This is a genomic window from Micromonospora sp. DT62 (assembly GCF_049847285.1).
Lineage (GTDB): Bacteria > Actinomycetota > Actinomycetes > Mycobacteriales > Micromonosporaceae > Micromonospora > Micromonospora reichwaldensis.
Map to the genome: position 1 here is coordinate 29106 of NZ_JBNCOB010000001.1, position 16071 is coordinate 45176.

At 73.7% G+C, this 16071-nt stretch carries 14 protein-coding genes; 6 read left to right on the forward strand and 8 right to left on the reverse strand.

All coding sequences use genetic code 11. The features are described from left to right. Window positions 1-4: 4 nt before the first annotated feature. Entirely contained in the window at window positions 5-625 is a 621-nt protein-coding gene (locus ACPXCB_RS00160; RefSeq protein WP_425871042.1) for a hypothetical protein, read from the reverse strand. 218 nt (window positions 626-843) lie between these two features. Between ACPXCB_RS00160 and trmB the strand changes: the two genes are divergently transcribed. Further along, entirely contained in the window at window positions 844-1473 is a 630-nt protein-coding gene (gene trmB / locus ACPXCB_RS00165) for a tRNA (guanosine(46)-N7)-methyltransferase TrmB (RefSeq protein WP_425872084.1), read from the forward strand. Between the two features lie 112 nt (window positions 1474-1585). Beyond that, complete coding sequence (locus tag ACPXCB_RS00170) at window positions 1586-4090, forward strand: DEAD/DEAH box helicase (protein WP_425871044.1); 2505 nt, start codon at window positions 1586-1588, stop codon at window positions 4088-4090. Between the two features lie 109 nt (window positions 4091-4199). Here ACPXCB_RS00170 and helR read toward each other — a convergent pair whose 3' ends face one another. Further along, window positions 4200-6347 (reverse strand): RNA polymerase recycling motor ATPase HelR, encoded by a 2148-nt coding sequence (gene helR, locus ACPXCB_RS00175; protein WP_425872086.1) that lies wholly within the window; start codon window positions 6345-6347, stop codon window positions 4200-4202. Between the two features lie 438 nt (window positions 6348-6785). Then, entirely contained in the window at window positions 6786-7169 is a 384-nt protein-coding gene (locus tag ACPXCB_RS00180; protein WP_425871045.1) for a hypothetical protein, read from the reverse strand. 195 nt (window positions 7170-7364) lie between these two features. On the opposite strand from ACPXCB_RS00180, the gene ACPXCB_RS00185 reads away from it, so the two are divergent. The 3 genes from ACPXCB_RS00185 (at window position 7365) to ACPXCB_RS00195 (ending at window position 11082) form a co-directional block, all read left to right on the forward strand. Beyond that, a complete protein-coding gene (locus ACPXCB_RS00185) occupies window positions 7365-8009 on the forward strand; it encodes a hypothetical protein (protein ID WP_425871047.1) in 645 nt (214 codons plus the stop codon). A 151-nt stretch (window positions 8010-8160) separates the two neighbouring features. After that, window positions 8161-9945: a hypothetical protein gene (locus tag ACPXCB_RS00190; RefSeq protein ID WP_425871049.1), complete on the forward strand. Its 1785-nt coding sequence runs from the start codon at window positions 8161-8163 to the stop codon at window positions 9943-9945. 45 nt (window positions 9946-9990) lie between these two features. Further along, entirely contained in the window at window positions 9991-11082 is a 1092-nt protein-coding gene (locus ACPXCB_RS00195; RefSeq protein ID WP_425871051.1) for a glycosyltransferase family 2 protein, read from the forward strand. Between the two features lie 22 nt (window positions 11083-11104). Here the strand turns inward: ACPXCB_RS00195 and ACPXCB_RS00200 are convergent, their stop codons facing one another. Genes ACPXCB_RS00200 through ACPXCB_RS00215 form a run of 4 tightly spaced genes read right to left on the reverse strand, consistent with a single transcriptional unit; the run spans window position 11105 to window position 15057 of the window. Next, window positions 11105-12049 (reverse strand): ABC transporter substrate-binding protein, encoded by a 945-nt coding sequence (locus ACPXCB_RS00200; RefSeq protein WP_425871053.1) that lies wholly within the window; start codon window positions 12047-12049, stop codon window positions 11105-11107. Further along, on the reverse strand, window positions 12049-12897 hold the full coding sequence (locus ACPXCB_RS00205) for an ABC transporter ATP-binding protein (RefSeq protein WP_121395555.1): 849 nt from the start codon (window positions 12895-12897) through the stop codon (window positions 12049-12051). The genes ACPXCB_RS00200 and ACPXCB_RS00205 overlap by 1 nt, the downstream gene beginning before the upstream one ends. Window positions 12898-12922: 25 nt before the next feature. After that, window positions 12923-14014 carry a FecCD family ABC transporter permease gene (locus tag ACPXCB_RS00210; RefSeq protein WP_425871055.1) on the reverse strand — a complete coding sequence of 364 codons (1092 nt, stop codon included), beginning with the start codon at window positions 14012-14014 and terminating at the stop codon, window positions 12923-12925. Next, window positions 14011-15057 carry a FecCD family ABC transporter permease gene (locus tag ACPXCB_RS00215; RefSeq protein WP_425871057.1) on the reverse strand — a complete coding sequence of 349 codons (1047 nt, stop codon included), beginning with the start codon at window positions 15055-15057 and terminating at the stop codon, window positions 14011-14013. The genes ACPXCB_RS00210 and ACPXCB_RS00215 overlap by 4 nt, the downstream gene beginning before the upstream one ends. A gap of 154 nt (window positions 15058-15211) precedes the next feature. On the opposite strand from ACPXCB_RS00215, the gene ACPXCB_RS00220 reads away from it, so the two are divergent. Then, the gene (locus ACPXCB_RS00220; protein ID WP_132235870.1) at window positions 15212-15571 is read left to right on the forward strand and encodes a YciI family protein; all 360 of its coding nucleotides are present in this window, start codon (window positions 15212-15214) and stop codon (window positions 15569-15571) included. 12 nt (window positions 15572-15583) lie between these two features. On the opposite strand, the gene ACPXCB_RS00225 is transcribed toward ACPXCB_RS00220, so the two are convergent. Continuing rightward, window positions 15584-16018 carry a cytidine deaminase gene (locus tag ACPXCB_RS00225; RefSeq protein WP_425871059.1) on the reverse strand — a complete coding sequence of 145 codons (435 nt, stop codon included), beginning with the start codon at window positions 16016-16018 and terminating at the stop codon, window positions 15584-15586. Between the last annotated feature and the right edge of the window lie 53 nt (window positions 16019-16071).

Genomic DNA, 16071 nt, shown 5'->3' on the forward strand with positions numbered 1-16071 from the left:
GGGCTCAGCGTCGGGCTGTACGCGGGCGGCGCGCCGCCCGGACCGCGAGCACGATGCCGGTCACGATCAGCGCAAGGCCACCCGGAAGCAGCAGCCCGCCCGTGACGCCACCGGCGCCGCCGCCGAACCCGGTCGCCGGGCCGCGACTGGGCTTCACGGCCTTGACGACCTGGAGCATGGTCGAGGCGGTCTCGCCGTCGCGGCACTCCAGCTTGATCCGGTAGTTGCCGGGCCGGGTGCGCTCCCGCACCATCGGCGCGGCGGTCAGCGTGCCGTGCTGCGGCTGCACCTGCACCCGGCCGAAGGCGTCCGAGACCACGGTGGCGGGGGCCGAGTTGTCCTGGCAGCTGGCCCGGATCCCCACCAGGAAGCCGGGCTCGACGGTGCTCGGGCTGACCTCGACGAAGACGCGCGGCCCCGGCGGTCCCGGCTGGGGCGCGCCCGCCCGGGCCAGCAGAGCGACGTTGGCCGGCAGAGCGGTGGAGGGCAGAGCGACGCTGGGCGGCAGGGCGACACTGGGCACGGCGGTGGGCGGCTGGGCGGCCAGGGCCGGCGCGGCAGCGAGCAGGGGACCGGCGACCACGGTCACGATCGCCAGCGCCACACCGCCGCGGTGCACCGACACGACGCCCCCTCCCGGCGCGTTGGGGCAGTGCCGGGCAATACCAGACACCCGTCTGCCGTACGGGATGGATCCTCTCATCCCCGGGCGAACATCACATCCGATTCGGCGTGGTCGTCGCGTACCCTCGGGTCGTTGTGACCTCCACCGACTCCCCCGCCGCGGTCCCCGCGCCCGCCGCCGCCCGACCGATCCGGACCTTCCATCCGCGCCGTGGCCGGATGAGCAGCCGCCAGACGGACGCCCTCGACCGGCTCTGGCCGGTCTACGGCCTGCACGTGCCGGAGCGGCCCGGCACGCCGGTGGACCTGGCCGGCCTGTTCGGCCGGCGGGCCCCGCTGGTGCTGGAGATCGGTTCCGGGATGGGCGACACCACGGCCGAGATGGCCGCCGCCGACCCCGATCGAGACTATCTGGCGGTCGAGGTGCACACGCCCGGGATCGCCAACCTGCTGGACCTGGTGGACCGGCACGGCCTGCGCAACGTACGGGTGGCGCAGGGCGACGCCCTGGACCTGGTCGCGGGCCTGCCGGAGGCGTCGCTGGACGCGGTGCACGTCTTCTTCCCCGACCCCTGGCCCAAGTCCCGGCACCACAAGCGGCGGATCATCCAGCCGGCCCACGTCGCGCTGCTGCGCTCCCGGCTGGCGCCCGGCGGCACCCTGCACTGCGCGACCGACTGGGCCGAGTACGCCGAGGCGATGCGCCAGACCCTGGACGCCGACCCGGGGCTAATCGACGCGCACGACGGCTTCGCGCCCCGCCCCGCCCACCGCCCGGTCACCAAGTTCGAGCGCCGGGCCCTGCGGGCGGGTCGCCCGATCTTCGACCTGATCCACCGCCGGTCGTGAAAGGAAGGCCCCCTGTCAACGGATTCCGTTGTACAGGGGGCCCTTCCTCACACCTCGGGCGCGCGGAGCCGGTTGGCGTTCGGGGGCATGACCCAGGCACCATGGACGCGCTATGACGCTCACCGCCGCGCTGCCGACAAGCGCCGACCCCGACACCCTCTTCGACGCGTTCGCCGGCTGGGCGAAGGAGCGCGGCCTCGACCTCTACCCCCACCAGGAGGAGGCGGTCATCGAGATCGTCTCCGGCGCAAACGTGATCATGAATACGCCGACCGGCTCCGGCAAGAGCCTGGTCGCGATCGCGGCGCACTTCGCGGCCCTGGCCGACGACCGGACGACCTTCTACACCGCCCCGATCAAGGCGCTGGTGTCGGAGAAGTTCTTCGCCCTCTGCGAGGTCTTCGGCGCCGACAACGTGGGCATGCTGACCGGCGACGCCAGCGTGAACGCCGACGCGCCGATCATCTGCTGCACCGCCGAGATTCTGGCCAACCTGGCGCTGCGCGAGGGCGAGCGCGCCGACGTCGGCCAGGTGGTCATGGACGAGTTCCACTTCTACGCCGAGCCGGACCGGGGCTGGGCGTGGCAGGTGCCGATCATCGAGCTGCCGCAGGCCCAGTTCGTCCTGATGTCCGCCACGCTGGGCGACACCACCCGCTTCGTCGACGACCTGACGCGGCGGACCAACCGGCCCACCGCCGTCGTCCGCTCCGCCGAGCGGCCGGTCCCGCTGATCTTCTCGTACGCGATGACGCCGCTGCACGAGACGCTGGAAGAGCTGCTGGAGACGAAGCAGGCACCCGTCTACGTCGTGCACTTCACCCAGGCCGCCGCCCTGGAACGCGCCCAAGCGCTGATGAGCGTCAACGTCTGTACCCGCGCCGAGAAGGACATGATCGCCACCGCGATCGGGAACTTCCGGTTCACCTCCGGGTTCGGCAAGACCCTGTCCCGGCTGGTCCGGCACGGCATCGGCGTGCACCACGCCGGGATGCTGCCCAAGTACCGCCGCCTCGTCGAGACCCTCGCCCAGGCCGGCCTGCTCAAGGTCATCTGCGGCACCGACACCCTCGGCGTCGGCATCAACGTGCCGATCCGCACCGTGCTCTTCACCGGCCTGTCCAAGTACGACGGGGTGCGCACCCGGCTGCTCAAGGCCCGCGAGTTCCACCAGATCGCCGGCCGCGCCGGGCGGGCCGGTTTCGACACCGTCGGCCGGGTCGTCGTGCAGGCCCCCGAGCACGTCATCGACAACGAGAAGGCGCTCGCCAAGGCCGGCGACGACCCGAAGAAGCGGCGCAAGGTGGTGCGCAAGAAGCCGCCGGAGGGCTCGATCGGCTGGGGCAGGCCCACCTTCGACCGCCTGGTCGAAGCTGAGCCGGAGCCGCTCACCTCCAGCTTCCAGGTCAGCCACTCGATGCTGCTCAACGTCATCGGCCGCCCCGGCGACGCGTTCGCCGCGATGCGGCACCTGCTCACCGACAACCACGAGGACCGCCCCGCCCAGCGCCGGCACATCCGGCGGGCCATCGCCATCTACCGGGCGCTGCGCGCGGGCGGGGTCGTCGAGCAGCTCGACGAGCCCGACGAGACCGGCCGGAGGGTCCGCCTCACCGTCGACCTCCAGCTCGACTTCGCCCTCAACCAGCCGCTCTCGCCGCTGGCGCTGGCCACGATCGAGCTGCTCGACGTCGAGTCCCCCGCGTACGCCCTCGACGTGCTCTCGGTGGTCGAGTCGATCCTGGACGACCCGCGCCAGGTGCTCTCCGCGCAGCAGTTCAAGGCGCGCGGCGAGGCGGTCGCCGCGATGAAGGCCGAGGGCATCGAGTACGAGGCCCGCCTCGAACTCCTCGACGGGGTGACCCACCCGAAGCCCCTCGCGGAGCTGCTCGACTCGGCGTACGAGATGTACCGGCAGGGGCACCCGTGGGTGGCCGACCACCAGCTCTCCCCCAAGTCCGTCGTCCGGGACATGTACGAGCGGGCGATGACCTTCACCGAGTACGTGCAGTTCTACGGGCTGACCCGGTCGGAGGGCCTGGTCCTGCGCTACCTCGCCGACGCGTACAAGACGCTGCGCCAGACGGTGCCCGAGGACGCCAAGACCGAGGAGCTCGTCGACCTCATCGAGTGGCTCGGCGAACTGGTCCGGCAGGTCGACTCCAGCCTCATCGACGAGTGGGAGCGGCTGCGCAACCCCACCGACGCCGCCGAGGCGGCCGAGGCGCTGGACGACCGCGTACCGGCGGTCACCCGCAACGCCCGGGCCTTCCGGGTGCTGGTACGCAACGCCCTGTTCCGCCGGGTCGAGCTGGCCGCGCTGCGCCGCTGGTACGACCTCGGCGAGCTGGACGCCGCGTCGGGCTGGGACGCGGACGCCTGGGCCGACGCGCTGGAGCCGTACTTCGAGGCGTACGACTCGATCGGGGTGGGGCCGGACGCGCGCGGCCCGGCGCTGCTCATGATCGAGCAGGGCCGGGAGCGGTGGACGGTCCGGCAGATCCTCGACGACCCCGAGGACGACCACGACTGGGGGATCAGCGCCGAGATCGACCTCGCGGCCTCCGACGAGGCGGGCGCGGCGGTCGTCCGGATCACCTCGGTCGGCCAGCTCTAGCCCTCGCCGCGACCGTGGGGGCCGGCTCCGGCCGGCCCCACCGCGGTGCTCCGCTGACGCCGCGCGTCCCGGCGCCCGCCGCGTGCCGGGACGCGCCGCGGGCGCGTCGTCAGGAGGTGGTGAGGACGACGAGCTGCCGGGTCGCCCGGGTCATCGCGACGTAGCGGTCGACCGCTCCCTCGACGCCTGCGCCGAACGCCTCCGGGTCGACGAGGACGACCAGGTCGAACTCGAGCCCCTTCACCAGCTCCGGGGTCAGCGACCGGACGCGGGACGTCGCCCGGAACGTGGGGTCGCCGATGACGCAGGCGGTCCCCTCGGCGTGGGCGGCGAGCCAGGTGTCGAGGATCGAGTCCCGATCGGCGGCGGATCCGCGTACGACGGGAGCGCCGCCGCCGCGGATGGAGGTCGGCACGTTGGCGTCGGGGAGCACGGCCCGGATGACGGGCTCGGCCTCCGCCATGACCTCCTCCGGCGTCCGGTAGTTGACGGTCAGGGAGGTCACGGTGATCCGGTCGAGCCCGATGCGCTCCAGCCGTTCCCGCCACGACTCGGTGAACCCGCGCCGGGCCTGGGCGCGGTCCCCGACGATGGTGAAGCTCCCCGACGGGCAGCGCGACAGCAGCATCTGCCACTCGGCGTCGGTCAGCTCCTGGGCCTCGTCCACCACGATGTGGGCGAACGGTCCGGCGAGCAGGTCCGGCTCCACGTGGGGCAGGACGGTCTCGTCGACCAGGGCGTCCTGGAGGTCCAGCTGGCGCAGGCTCGACAGCACGCCCTCGCCGTCGTCGTAGGCGTCGGCCTCGATCAGGTCGTCGACGACGGCGGCCATGCGCGCGCGTTCGACGGCGACGACGGCCTCCTGCCGGCGCCTGCGCCCGGACGCCTCCGCGTCGCCGAGCCGCTGCCGTGCCGCGTCCAACAGCGGCAGGTCGGACACCGTCCACACCCCGGCGTCGCGGCGCTGCAACGTGCGGACCTCGTCGGGGCTGAGCCAGGGAGCGCACCGGCGCAGGTAGGCGGGCACCGACCACAGGTCGCCGACGAGGTCGGTCGCCTCGATCAGCGGCCAGGCCCGGTTGAACGCCGTCCGCAGCTCCCGGTTGCGCAGCAGCGAGGCGCGGACCACGTCGTCGGGCTCGTCGCCGTCGTACTTCTCCACCAGGATCGTGAGCAGCTCCTCCCAGACCTCGTCGCGCGCCTCGTTGTGGGGCGTACCGGGCCCCGGCGCCTCGAACGCCTCGGCCCAGTCGGCGGCGCGCAGCCGGATGTCGGCCTCGTCCGTGCTGACCGTCATCGGTGCGCTCGGCGGCTCCTCGTAGAACCTGACGGCCGACTCGATCGCCTTCACCATCTCCGCCGACGACTTCAGGCGGGCCACCTCCGGGTCGGTCTCGACGCTCGCCGAGGCCCCCTCGGGTACGAGGTCGCGCAGAGTGCAGGTCTGCACCTCCTCCTCCCCCAGGCTGGGCAGCACGTCGGAGACGTACGCCAGGTAGGGCTGGTGCGGCCCGACGAACAGCACGCCGCCACGGCGGTGACCGAGGCGCGGGTCGGCGTAGAGCAGGTACGCCGTGCGGTGCAGCGCGACGACGGTCTTGCCGGTGCCGGGACCGCCGTCCACGACGAGCGCCCCGCTCGACCCCGCGCGGATGATGGCGTCCTGGTCGGCCTGGATCGTGCCGAGCACGTCGCGCATCCGGGGCGACCGGCTGGCGCCCAGGCTGGCGATGAAGGCGGACTGGTCGTCGAGCGCGGCGGCGTGCCCCTCAAGGGCGTCCGGGGTGAACACCTCGTCCCAGTAGTCGGTGATCCGGCCGCGCGTCCAGCGGTACCTGCGGCGGCTCGCCAGGCCCATCGGGTTGGCGTGGGTCGCCGCGAAGAACGGCTCGGCCGCGGGGGAACGCCAGTCGAGCAGCAGCCGCCCGCCCGCCCCGTCGGTGAGGCCGCGCCGTCCGACGTACACGGGCGTGGGATCGTCGGCGCCGACCATGCGGCCGAGGCACAGGTCCACGCCGAAGCGGCGCAGTGTCCGCAGGCGGGCGGCCAGCCGACGGACCTCCATGTCCCGGTCCACCGCCTGCCGGCCCTTGCCACCGGGGGCCCGGCGCTCGGCGTCGAGGCGGTCGGACAGCTCGGTGCTCGTCCGCTCGATGCTCCCCGCGACGGCCGCGAAGTGCTGCTCGTCGGCGGCGATCAGCATCGGATCGGCCTTGGCGGCGAGGTGGTCGGGGAGTTCGAACACGCTGGTCGTCAGGCGATCCACGTCAGCAACTCCACTCTCGTTCCGGCTCCTGGCCCGCGATGCCGTGCGCCGCACGCGCGCACCGGGCGTCCGGCCATCGGCTCGACGTTTCCATTCGGCCGTACGTCGACGGCGACCCACGCTTTCGCTGGCCCCGTTTCCGCAGCTCGCGGCCTCGGCCGGGTGATTCTGCGGCACGGACCGGGTCTTGCCGCAAGCCCCCGGGTGCGATATACCCTTAGAAGGGAAAGGGGTGGCCACACTCCCTTTCCCATTGTTTCTTTCCGGGCGGAGTGTTTCTTTCCGGGGCGCGGAAGACCTTTCGGAATCGGCGCCGCACAAAGATGGGCACCGCACAGGGCGGCAGCGGGCGCACCTCGGCGCGGCCCGTCGGCGCGGATCTCCCGCGTGCGCGTCGGGGCCTCCCGGGCGCCCGCCCTCGGGCGGCAGCTATGCGCTGGGTACGCGAACCACGTCGTCGAAGAGTTCCTGCAGTCGGTCCCGGCAGCGCAGCAGTAGGCCGGTGATCTCGTCGAACGTCACCGCGTCCACCCGGCCGTGCTCCGACCACAGCGCCCGAACGGCTTTCTGGCTCTGCGTCAGATACAGCTCCGCGGAGTCGAGCAGCCTGCTGAACTCGTCGTGGCGGTCCGCGGCGGCGAACCGGACCAGGTCGCGTGCGGCCAGCAGGGAATCTCCGGGGACCGCGAAGACGGTCGCCGGATCGTCGCCTGCCTGGTCCGCCACGATCCGCGCGAGGAAGTACTCGAGTTCGGCCGCGGCCAACGTCAGCCTGCCGACTGCCAGGACCGTCTCATCGGTGAGCCGCTGCATCGGCTCACCGTAGCCGAGCACCGGCCCACGGCACCCCACCTCCCCGCGTGTCCCGCGCTCCCCCGCGCCCCGATGGCCGGTGCCGGTCGGCCATCGACGGACCGGGGCGAGAGAGTCCCCGCGAACCCTGGGAGATGTCACACCCGTCGATTAGAATGTGTGTACTAATCGAGGTCCTGACCTGGGAGGACGCCCGTGAGCACGCCCGCCTCCGCCCCACCCACCCCCTACGCGACCCTGCTCGGCTTCACCCGCTACGTCGACCGCATCGGCCCGACGAAGGCCACCTTCGTCGGGGGCCTGCGCAAGCAGCGGGCCAGCCGCTCCGGCTTCAACCCGCACGGCCAGTTCGTCAAGGCGCTCAAGGCCGACATCGCCTTCCACACCGGCGGCACCCACCTCGACCAGGTGGTCGACGTGGTCAAGCCCCGCTGGCGACCGCTCTACCAGGCCCTCGTCCCCGGCGCGACGACCTGGCTGCGTTCCCTCGGCGAGCCGGGGGCCGTCGACCTCGCCCAGACCCGCGACGCGCTCGCGATGCTGGGCGACCTGCCCGTCAAGGTCAACCCCCAGTTCGGCGTACGGCACGCCGACGGTCGCGTCGAGGCCGTCCGACTGCACTTCGACGAGGCGCCGCCCAGCGAGGAGGCGACGCTCGCCACCCTGCACCTGATGGCCCGGCACATGGACGCGGTGCTCCCGCACGCCGAGCCGGTCCTGGTCGACGTCCGCCGTGGCGAGGCCCACCGCATGCCCACCGACGCCCGCCCGGAGCAGATCGAGCGCTGGCTGGCCGGCGAGGCGGCGGCCTTCCGGGCCATCTGGGCCACCGCCGCCTGATCCCTTCCCACCCACCCACCCGATCCCGCTCGCCCGGTCCGGCCGACGTGGCCGGGCCGGGCGTCGCGGGCGGGTCGGCGGACACGCGCGAAAGCCCATATCCCGGGCGGCGGATCGACATGGCAGCCACCATCGTGAATCATCTATCTTCATGACCACCGGGTCCACGGACGCCCGTCCGTCCGCCGAAATCGCCGACCACGACCAGGTCCCCGCCCCCGGGGACCCCGGCCGACGGGACCGGTGGGGTTGGCTGCGCCACGAATGGACGCTGGCGGTGCTCGGCGGGCTGCTGCTGGCGGTGGTGCTGACCTGGCCGACGATGCGACATCCGGCGAGCACCATCCCTGGCGACATCGGCGACCCCACGTTGCAGGCGTGGCAGATGGCCTGGGCCGGGCACGCCGTGCTCAACAACCCGGCCGGCCTCTGGCACTCGAACACGTTCTTCCCCGAGACCTACACGTACGCCTACAGCGACACCCTGCTCGGGTACGCCCCGTTCGGGATGCTCGGCTCGGGCTTCGAGGCCGCCGTGGTCCGCTACAACGTGATGTACGTGCTGCTGCACGCGTTGGCCTTCGTCGGGGCGTACGCGCTGGCCCGGCAGCTCGGGGCGGGGCGGCTGGGCGGGGCGGTCGCCGGGGTCGCGTGGGCGTACGCGCCCTGGCGGCTGGCGCACTCCGGCCACCTGAACATCCTGTCCAGCGGCGGGATCGCGTTGTGCCTGGCGATGCTGGCGCGCGGCCACGGCTGGTCGCTGCGGCACGGCTACCGGCCGGAGCGACGGCGACCGGGCTGGGCCCTCGCGGGCTGGCTCGTCGCCGCCTGGCAGATCAGCCTGGGCTTCGGCATCGGGCTGCCGCTGGTCTACTTCCTGCTGGCCGCGGTGCTGGTCGGGGCCGGCGGCTACGGCTGGTCCTGGTGGCGGCGCGGGCGACGACCCGCGTTCGGCCGGCGGCTGCTGGTCGCCGACGTGGCCGGTGGCGCCGTCTTCGGCACGGTGACGCTCCTGCTGGGCCTGGTCTACCTGAAGGTCGTCGACCTCAACCCGCAGGCCGAACGGTCGTTGGCCTGGACGGAGATGTTCTCGCCGCCGCTGATCGGCTTCGTCACCGCCCCGGCGGACTCGTGGTGGTGGGGCGAGCGGCACGCGGCGGCGCGGGAACAACTGCCCTGGCCGCCGGAGATGGCGCTGCTGCCCGGGATGGTCCTGCTCGCGCTGGCCGCGGCGGGGCTGTTCGTCTCGGTCTATCCGGCCCGACACCGGGTCGCGCTGGCGCTCGGCGTGCTCGGCACGGTGCTGCTCGGCCTGGGCGTCACCCTCGGCGGCGACGGCGATCCGGGCTACCTGACGCTGTCGAATCACCTGCCGGGCTGGGACGCGCTGCGGACGCCGGGCCGGATGATGCACTGGACGAGCCTGCTGCTGGCGGTGCTGGCGGCGGGCACGGTGACGGTGTTCGCCACGGCGGTGCGGCGGTGGGCGTCCCGGGGCTGGGCCAGGCTCCTGGCACCGGTGCTCCTGCTGGTGCCGCTGGCCCTGGTCGGGCTGGAGGGGGTCAACCGGACGCCGCATCCGGTGGTGCCGACGCCACCGGCCGCGATGCGTACGGCGGCGGAACCGATGCTGGTGCTGCCCGCCGGCGGCGCGGTCGACCTGATCTTCATGTTGTGGACGACGGACGGGTTCCCCCGGGTCACGAACGGGCTAGGCGGGTTCGAGCCGGTCACCCAGGCGCAGACCCGGGCCGCGACGCCCACCTTCCCCGATGCGGGCAGCGTGGCGTACCTGCGGGGCATCGGGGTGCGGTCCGTGGTGGCCCTGCCGGGCTGGACCGCCGGGACGCCCTGGGAGGGCATCGCGGACCGGCCGATCGACGGGCTCGGCATCACCCGGGAGGAGATCGATGGTGTGCTGGTCTACCGCCTCTGAGCGGGGCGGCGCGGGGCGGGCGTCCTCGGGCGCCGGCCGGGCGGGGTGACGCAGGTGCGCCTGTCGCTGGTGGTGCCCTGCTTCAACGAGGAGGCCTCGGTGGAGCGCCTGCACACGGCGGTGACCGCCGCGGTCGCGGAGCTGACCGACGTCGACATCGAGGTGGTCTACGTCGACGACGGCAGCTCCGACGGCACCCTCGTGGCGCTGCGCCGGCTCGCCGCCGCCGATCCCGCCGTGCGCTACACGTCGCTGAGCCGGAACTTCGGCAAGGAGGCGGCGATGCTGGCCGGGCTGGAGCGGGCCACCGGCGACGCGGTGGTCATCATGGACGCCGACCTCCAGCATCCGCCCCGGCTGCTGCCCGACATGGTGGCGTTGTACCGGCAGGGTTTCGACCAGGTGATCGCGCGCCGGGACCGGCGTGGCGACCGCCTCGTCCGGATGCTGGCCTCGCGCTCCTTCTACCGGGTGGTCAACTGGTGGATCGACGTGCGGCTGCTGGACGGGGCGGGTGACTTCCGGCTGCTGTCCCGGCTGGCGGTGGACGCGGTGCTGGCGATGCCGGAGTACAACCGCTTCTCCAAGGGGCTGTTCTCCTGGATCGGCTTCCGGACGGTGGTGGTCGCGCACCGCAACGAGACCCGGCAGTCGGGCCGGAGCAGGTGGACGTTCGGCAAGCTGTTCAACTACGCGTTCGACGGGCTGCTGTCGTTCAACAACCGGCCGCTGCGGCTGGCGATCTACGGCGGCCTGTTCCTCACCCTGATCGCGGTGGTCTACATGGCCTGGGTGGTCGCCGACGCCGTCAGCAAGGGAATCGACGTTCCCGGCTACACCACCATCATCGTCAGCGTGATCGGTCTCGGCGGCATCCAGATGACGATCCTGGGCGTGATCGGGGAGTACATCGGCCGGATCTACTACGAGACCAAGCGTCGGCCGCACTACCTGGTCCAGGAGACCGAGGACCTGGTCACGCAGGACGGGGAGACGCCCCGGGTGCCGGACCAGCCGGCGGTGCACCCGGCCGAGCGGGTCCGGCAGGGCGGGCCGGCCCGCGAGGACCCCTCCCGGTACCGCTCGCTGCGGCGCGCCGCCGGCGAGTCCGTGACGGGTGACGCGCGGCAGCCGTAGCGGCTGCCGCGCGCGACACGGGTCAGGCGGTCAGGTACTTCGCCAGGTCGTCGAGGATCTTGTTGGCGGCGCCGATGCCGATGCCGGTCATCCAGATCTCGTCGGAGACGACGTGCGACTTGCCGGCCTTGACCGCCGACAGCCCCTTCCAGAGCGTCCCGCCGGTGACCTTGGCCTGCTCGGCGGCGGCCTTCTCGCCGTACGCGGTGACGAAGATGACGTCGCCGTCGACCTCGCCGATGCGCTCCGGGCTGACCCGGTCCATCCGCCGGTCCTCCTTGCCGGTGAGCTGCTGGCGCTCGGGGCGGCCCAGGCCGGTGTCGCCGATGACGATGCCGGAGAACGAGTCCGGCCCGTACACCCGGATCTCGGTCGGCATGAAGCGGACGATGGAGACCTTGCGGGTGGCGGCGTCGCCGAGCTTGCCGCCGAACTCCCGGGCCCGCGTCTCGTACGCGGCCAGCAGGTCCTTGGCCTGCTGCTCCTTGCCGAGCGCCGCACCGTCGAAGAGGAAGTTCTCCTTCCAGGTGATGCCGACCTTCTCGGTGAAGACGGTCGGCGCGATGGCGGCCAGCTCGTCGTAGAACTTCTCCTGGCGGAACTTGCTGCCCAGGATCAGGTCCGGCTTGAGGGCGTTGATGGCCTCCAGGTCGGGCTCGGTGAGCACCCCGACCTCCTTGATGCCGGCGAGCTTCTCCTCGCCGAAGTAGGTCGGCCAGCTCCGCGCCTCGCCGGCGGTGGCGGCGCCGACCGGTGTGACGCCGAGTGTCAGGGCTGTGTCGATCTTGTCTGTGTCGAGCACGACGACCCGCTTGGGCTCCACCGGCACCTTGGTGGTGCCCATGGCGTGGACGATCTCCCGGGTCTGTCCGGTGGTGGTGTCGGCGACCGGGTCGCTCTCACCGCAGGCGGTGAGACCGACACCGAGGGCCAGCGCCACGGTGAGGGTGGCGGCGAGACGACGCATCAGATTCCTTTCGAAGGGTGCGAGCCGGTCAGCGGCGTCGCCGCGTTCCCGGCGGGCAGGCGGGTCAGGGAGGGACTGGTGAGCGCGGGCACCACCAGGGGCGCCCCGGTCACCGGGCAGGGCACGACCACGCAGTCGAGGCCGAAGACGTCGCGGACCAGGTCGGCGGTGAGGATCTCCCGGGGCGGCCCGGCGGCCACCACGGCGCCGGAGCGCATGGCGATCAGGTGGTCGGCGTACCGGGCGGCCTGGTTGAGGTCGTGCAGTACGGCGACGACCGTACGGCCCCGCTCGACGCGCAGCCGGTGCAGCAGGTCCAGCACCTCCACCTGGTGGGCGAGGTCGAGGAAGGTGGTGGGCTCGTCCAGCAGCAGCGCCTCGGTGTCCTGGGCGAGGGTCATGGCGATCCAGACCCGCTGCCGCTGACCGCCGGAGAGGGTGTCGACCGGCCGGTCCGCCAGCGCCGTCACGTCGGCGAGCGCCATGGCCCGGTCGACGGCGGCCCCGTCGGACTCCGACCACTGCCGCCACCACCGCTGGTACGGCTGCCGGCCCCGGCCGACCAGGTCGGCGACGGTCACCCCCTCGGGCACCAGCGGGCTCTGCGGCAGCACGCCGAGGCGGCGGGCGACCTCGCGGGTCGGCAGGTCCCGAATGGCGGTGCCGTCCAGCAGCACGGCGCCGCGCCGAGGCGTGAGCAGGCGGGCCATGGTGCGCAGCAGGGTGGACTTGCCGCAGGCGTTCGGCCCGACGATCACCGTGAACGCGTCGCCGGGCAGCTCCAGGTCGAGCCCGTCCAGCACGGTCCGCTCGTCGTAGCCGGCGACCAGGTCGCGGGTGGAGAGCATCACGCCTCCTTGCCAGGGTGGGACATCACGAGGGTCGCCGCCGGCCGCGGAGCAGCAGGAAGATCAGGTACGGGCCGCCGATGGCGGCGGTCAGCACCCCGGCGGGCAGCTGGGTGGGGGCGAACAGCCGCCGACCGCCCAGGTCGGCCAGCACCAGCAGCAGGGCCCCGAGCAACGCGGCGCAGAGCAGCGGCGGGCGCTCGGCGCGGACCAGCCGGCGGGCCAGCTGGGGGGCGACGAGGGCCACGAAGTCCACCGCGCCCACCTGCGCGGTGACCATCGCGGCGGCCAGCACCCCGGTGCCGGCGAGGCCGACCCGGCGGGCCACCGGGCGCAGGCCGATCCCCCGGGCGGTGTCGTCGTCCAGGGCGGTGCTGTTCAGCGCCCAGCCGGCCCAGGCCAGCACCGGCAGGAGCGCGGCCAGGGTGAGGACGATCCACAGGCTCTCGTTCCAGCCCTTGCCGGCGAGCGTGCCGATCAGCCAGATCTGCGCGCGCAGCCCGTCGATCGGGTCGGCGGTGAGCAGGACGACCTCGGTCAGGGCCCGCAGCGCGAAGGCGACCGCCACGCCGGCGAGCACGAACCGCTGGGCGGCCAGCCCGTGCCGGGCGCCGAGGAGGAACAGCAGCGCGGCGGCGACCAGCCCGCCGAGCAGCGCCGCCGGCGCCACGAGCACCGCCGCGGCGCCGGTCGTCAGGGCCACCGTCGCGGCGAGACCGGCGCCCTGGGTGATGCCGACGACGTCGGGGCTGGCGAGCGGGTTGCGGGCCACGCTCTGGATCAGCGTGCCGGCCACCCCGAAGGCCGCGCCGGCCACCGCGGCCAGCACCAGCCGGGGCAGTCGCAGGTCGAGGACCACCAGGTCGTACGGGGTGCCGGCGCCGGAGAGGGCGCGCAGCACGTCGGCCGGGGCGACGTACGGGGTGCCCAGGGAGAGGCTGAGCACCCCTGCGGCGAGCAGCAGCACGACCAGCGCGGCGGCGACCAGCACGGAGCGGCGGCGGACCTGCACGCTGACCGGGCCGATCCGCACGAGCGACCGCCCCGGCAGCGCGGTGACGCCCACCCGGGGACGGCCCGCCGGCCGCCCGGCGGCGGGGGCAGCGGGGGCGCTCACGCCGTCACGACCTTCGCGCGGCGCACCAGGAAGGCCAGCAGCGGGGCACCGATCAGCGCGGTGACGATGCCTGCGGGCACCTCCCCGGGCGGCGCGACGAGCCGCCCGACGACGTCGGCGCCGAGCAGCAGCGCGGGCCCGAGCAGCGCCGAGACCGCGAGGGTCCAGCGGTGGTCGGCGCCGACCAGGGCGCGGGCCAGATGCGGCACCGCGAGCCCGACGAACGCGATCGGCCCGGCGGCGGCGACGGCCGCCCCGGTGAGCAGCACCGCGGCGACGCCGCCGCCGAGCCGGACCAGCCCGATCCGGTGCCCGAGGCCCCGGGCCACGTCGTCGCCGAGGGCGAGCGCGTCCAGGCCCCGGGCGACGAGAGCGGCCAGGACCAGCCCGGCGAGCACGAACGGCACCACCTGGGCGGCCACCGTGAGGTCCCGGCCGGTCAGCCCGCCGACCACCCAGAAGCGGTACTCCTCGAAGGTGCGGGCGTCGATGCTGAGCAGCGCGTACACCACGGAGGCGAGACTGGCGTCGAGGGCCGCGCCGACCAGCGCGAGGGTGACCGGGCTGGCGCCCTCGCGGGCCTTGGCCGCGACGGCGAAGACCAGCACGCCGGCCCCGAGCGCACCCGCGATGCCGAACCAGACGTACCCGGCCAGCGTGCTCACGCCGAAGACGGAGATGGCCAGCACCACGCCGAACGAGGCGCCGGCGCTGATGCCGAGGATCCGCGGTTCGGCAAGCGGGTTGCGGGTGAGGGCCTGGAAGAGGACGCCGGCGACGGCGAGCGCCAGCCCGACGGCGAGGCCCAGCGCGGTGCGCGGCATCCGCAGTTCCCGCACGATGGTGGCGGCCTCGCCGCCGTCCGGGGCGACCAGCGCCCGCCACACCTCGTCGACGGCCAGCGCCCGGCTGCCGAGCGCGAAGCTTGCCAGCACGGCCAGCAACAGCACCAGCGCGGCGGCGACCGTGACCGCGAGCCGGCGGCCCCCACGCGCCCGGGGTGGGGCGCCGGCCGAAGCCGGTCGGGTGGCGAGGGTGGTCACGAGGCTCCTGCACGTTCGGGCTTAGGGTCGCCTTACCGTAGCGGAACGCCCTGGCCGGGCCTAACTCGCCGTCGTCGATCCGGGCGGCGCTGAGCAGGGCGGACAGCGCCGGATCCGGTCGGGCGCCGGCCCCGGCCGCCCTAGGGTTGTGGGCATGCGATTCGACCAGCACACCGTGGTGCTCCTGAGCCGGCCGACGGACGCGCCGCAGCTACCGCTGGACGCGGCCGACCGGTTGCAGGACGCCCACCTGGCCCACCACGCGGGGCTGGTGGAACAGGGGCTCGTCCTGGCCGCGGGGCCCTTCGTCGACGCCGACGACGAGCGGCTGCGCGGGTTCGTCGTGCTCTCCATCTCCCCGCAGGAGGCCCGAGAGCTCTACCACAACGACCCGGCCGTGCGGGCGGGGCGGCTGGGCGTGCAGGTGATGAGCTGGATGGTGCCGGAGGGCATCGTGCGCTTCGAGAGCGTGCCGATGCCCCGGTCGATCCTGGCGGCCGCCGCCGGCGACTGACGGCCCGGGACGTCAGTCGGCCGGTCGCGGCGCGGGGACCGGGCCGGCGGGCCCGTCGAGCTGCTGGTCGGCCCAGACGTACGTCTCCGGCAGCAGTTCGGCGACGTGCACCACGCGCAGCGCGTCCATCGGCCCGACGATGACCCGGACGGTGGGGAAGTAGTCGCGCAGCACCTGCCGGCAGCGCCCGCAGGGCGGGATCACCCCGCGCCCCCGGTCGCCCACCGCGACGATCGTCTCCAACTCGGTGACGCCCTGGGTGGCGGCGGCGCCGACCGCGACCACCTCCGCGCAGGGCCCACCGGTGAAGTGGTAGACGTTGACCCCGGTGAAGACCCGGCCGTCGGTGGTCCGCGCGGCGGCGGCGACCGTGTGGTTGTCGCTGCGGCAGCGCAGCTTGGCGACCGCCGTGGCGGCCTGCACCAGGGCCCGGTCGGTGTCCCGCATCGTCATCCCATCCCTTGCGGCCAAGGTCGGTCGGCGCCCCACTCTAGTCCGAG

Bases quoted from the DNA above. Each gene is read 5' to 3' on its own strand.
- trmB (WP_425872084.1), top strand. From the start codon at position 844: ATGAGCAGCCGCCAGACGGACGCCCTCGACCGGCTCTGGCCGGTCTAC.
- ACPXCB_RS00170 (WP_425871044.1), top strand. From the start codon at position 1,586: ATGACGCTCACCGCCGCGCTGCCGACAAGCGCCGACCCCGACACCCTC.
- ACPXCB_RS00180 (WP_425871045.1), bottom strand. From the start codon at position 7,169: ATGCAGCGGCTCACCGATGAGACGGTCCTGGCAGTCGGCAGGCTGACG.
- ACPXCB_RS00190 (WP_425871049.1), top strand. From the start codon at position 8,161: ATGACCACCGGGTCCACGGACGCCCGTCCGTCCGCCGAAATCGCCGAC.
- ACPXCB_RS00200 (WP_425871053.1), bottom strand. From the start codon at position 12,049: ATGCGTCGTCTCGCCGCCACCCTCACCGTGGCGCTGGCCCTCGGTGTC.
- ACPXCB_RS00205 (WP_121395555.1), bottom strand. From the start codon at position 12,897: ATGCTCTCCACCCGCGACCTGGTCGCCGGCTACGACGAGCGGACCGTG.
- ACPXCB_RS00220 (WP_132235870.1), top strand. From the start codon at position 15,212: ATGCGATTCGACCAGCACACCGTGGTGCTCCTGAGCCGGCCGACGGAC.
- ACPXCB_RS00225 (WP_425871059.1), bottom strand. From the start codon at position 16,018: ATGCGGGACACCGACCGGGCCCTGGTGCAGGCCGCCACGGCGGTCGCC.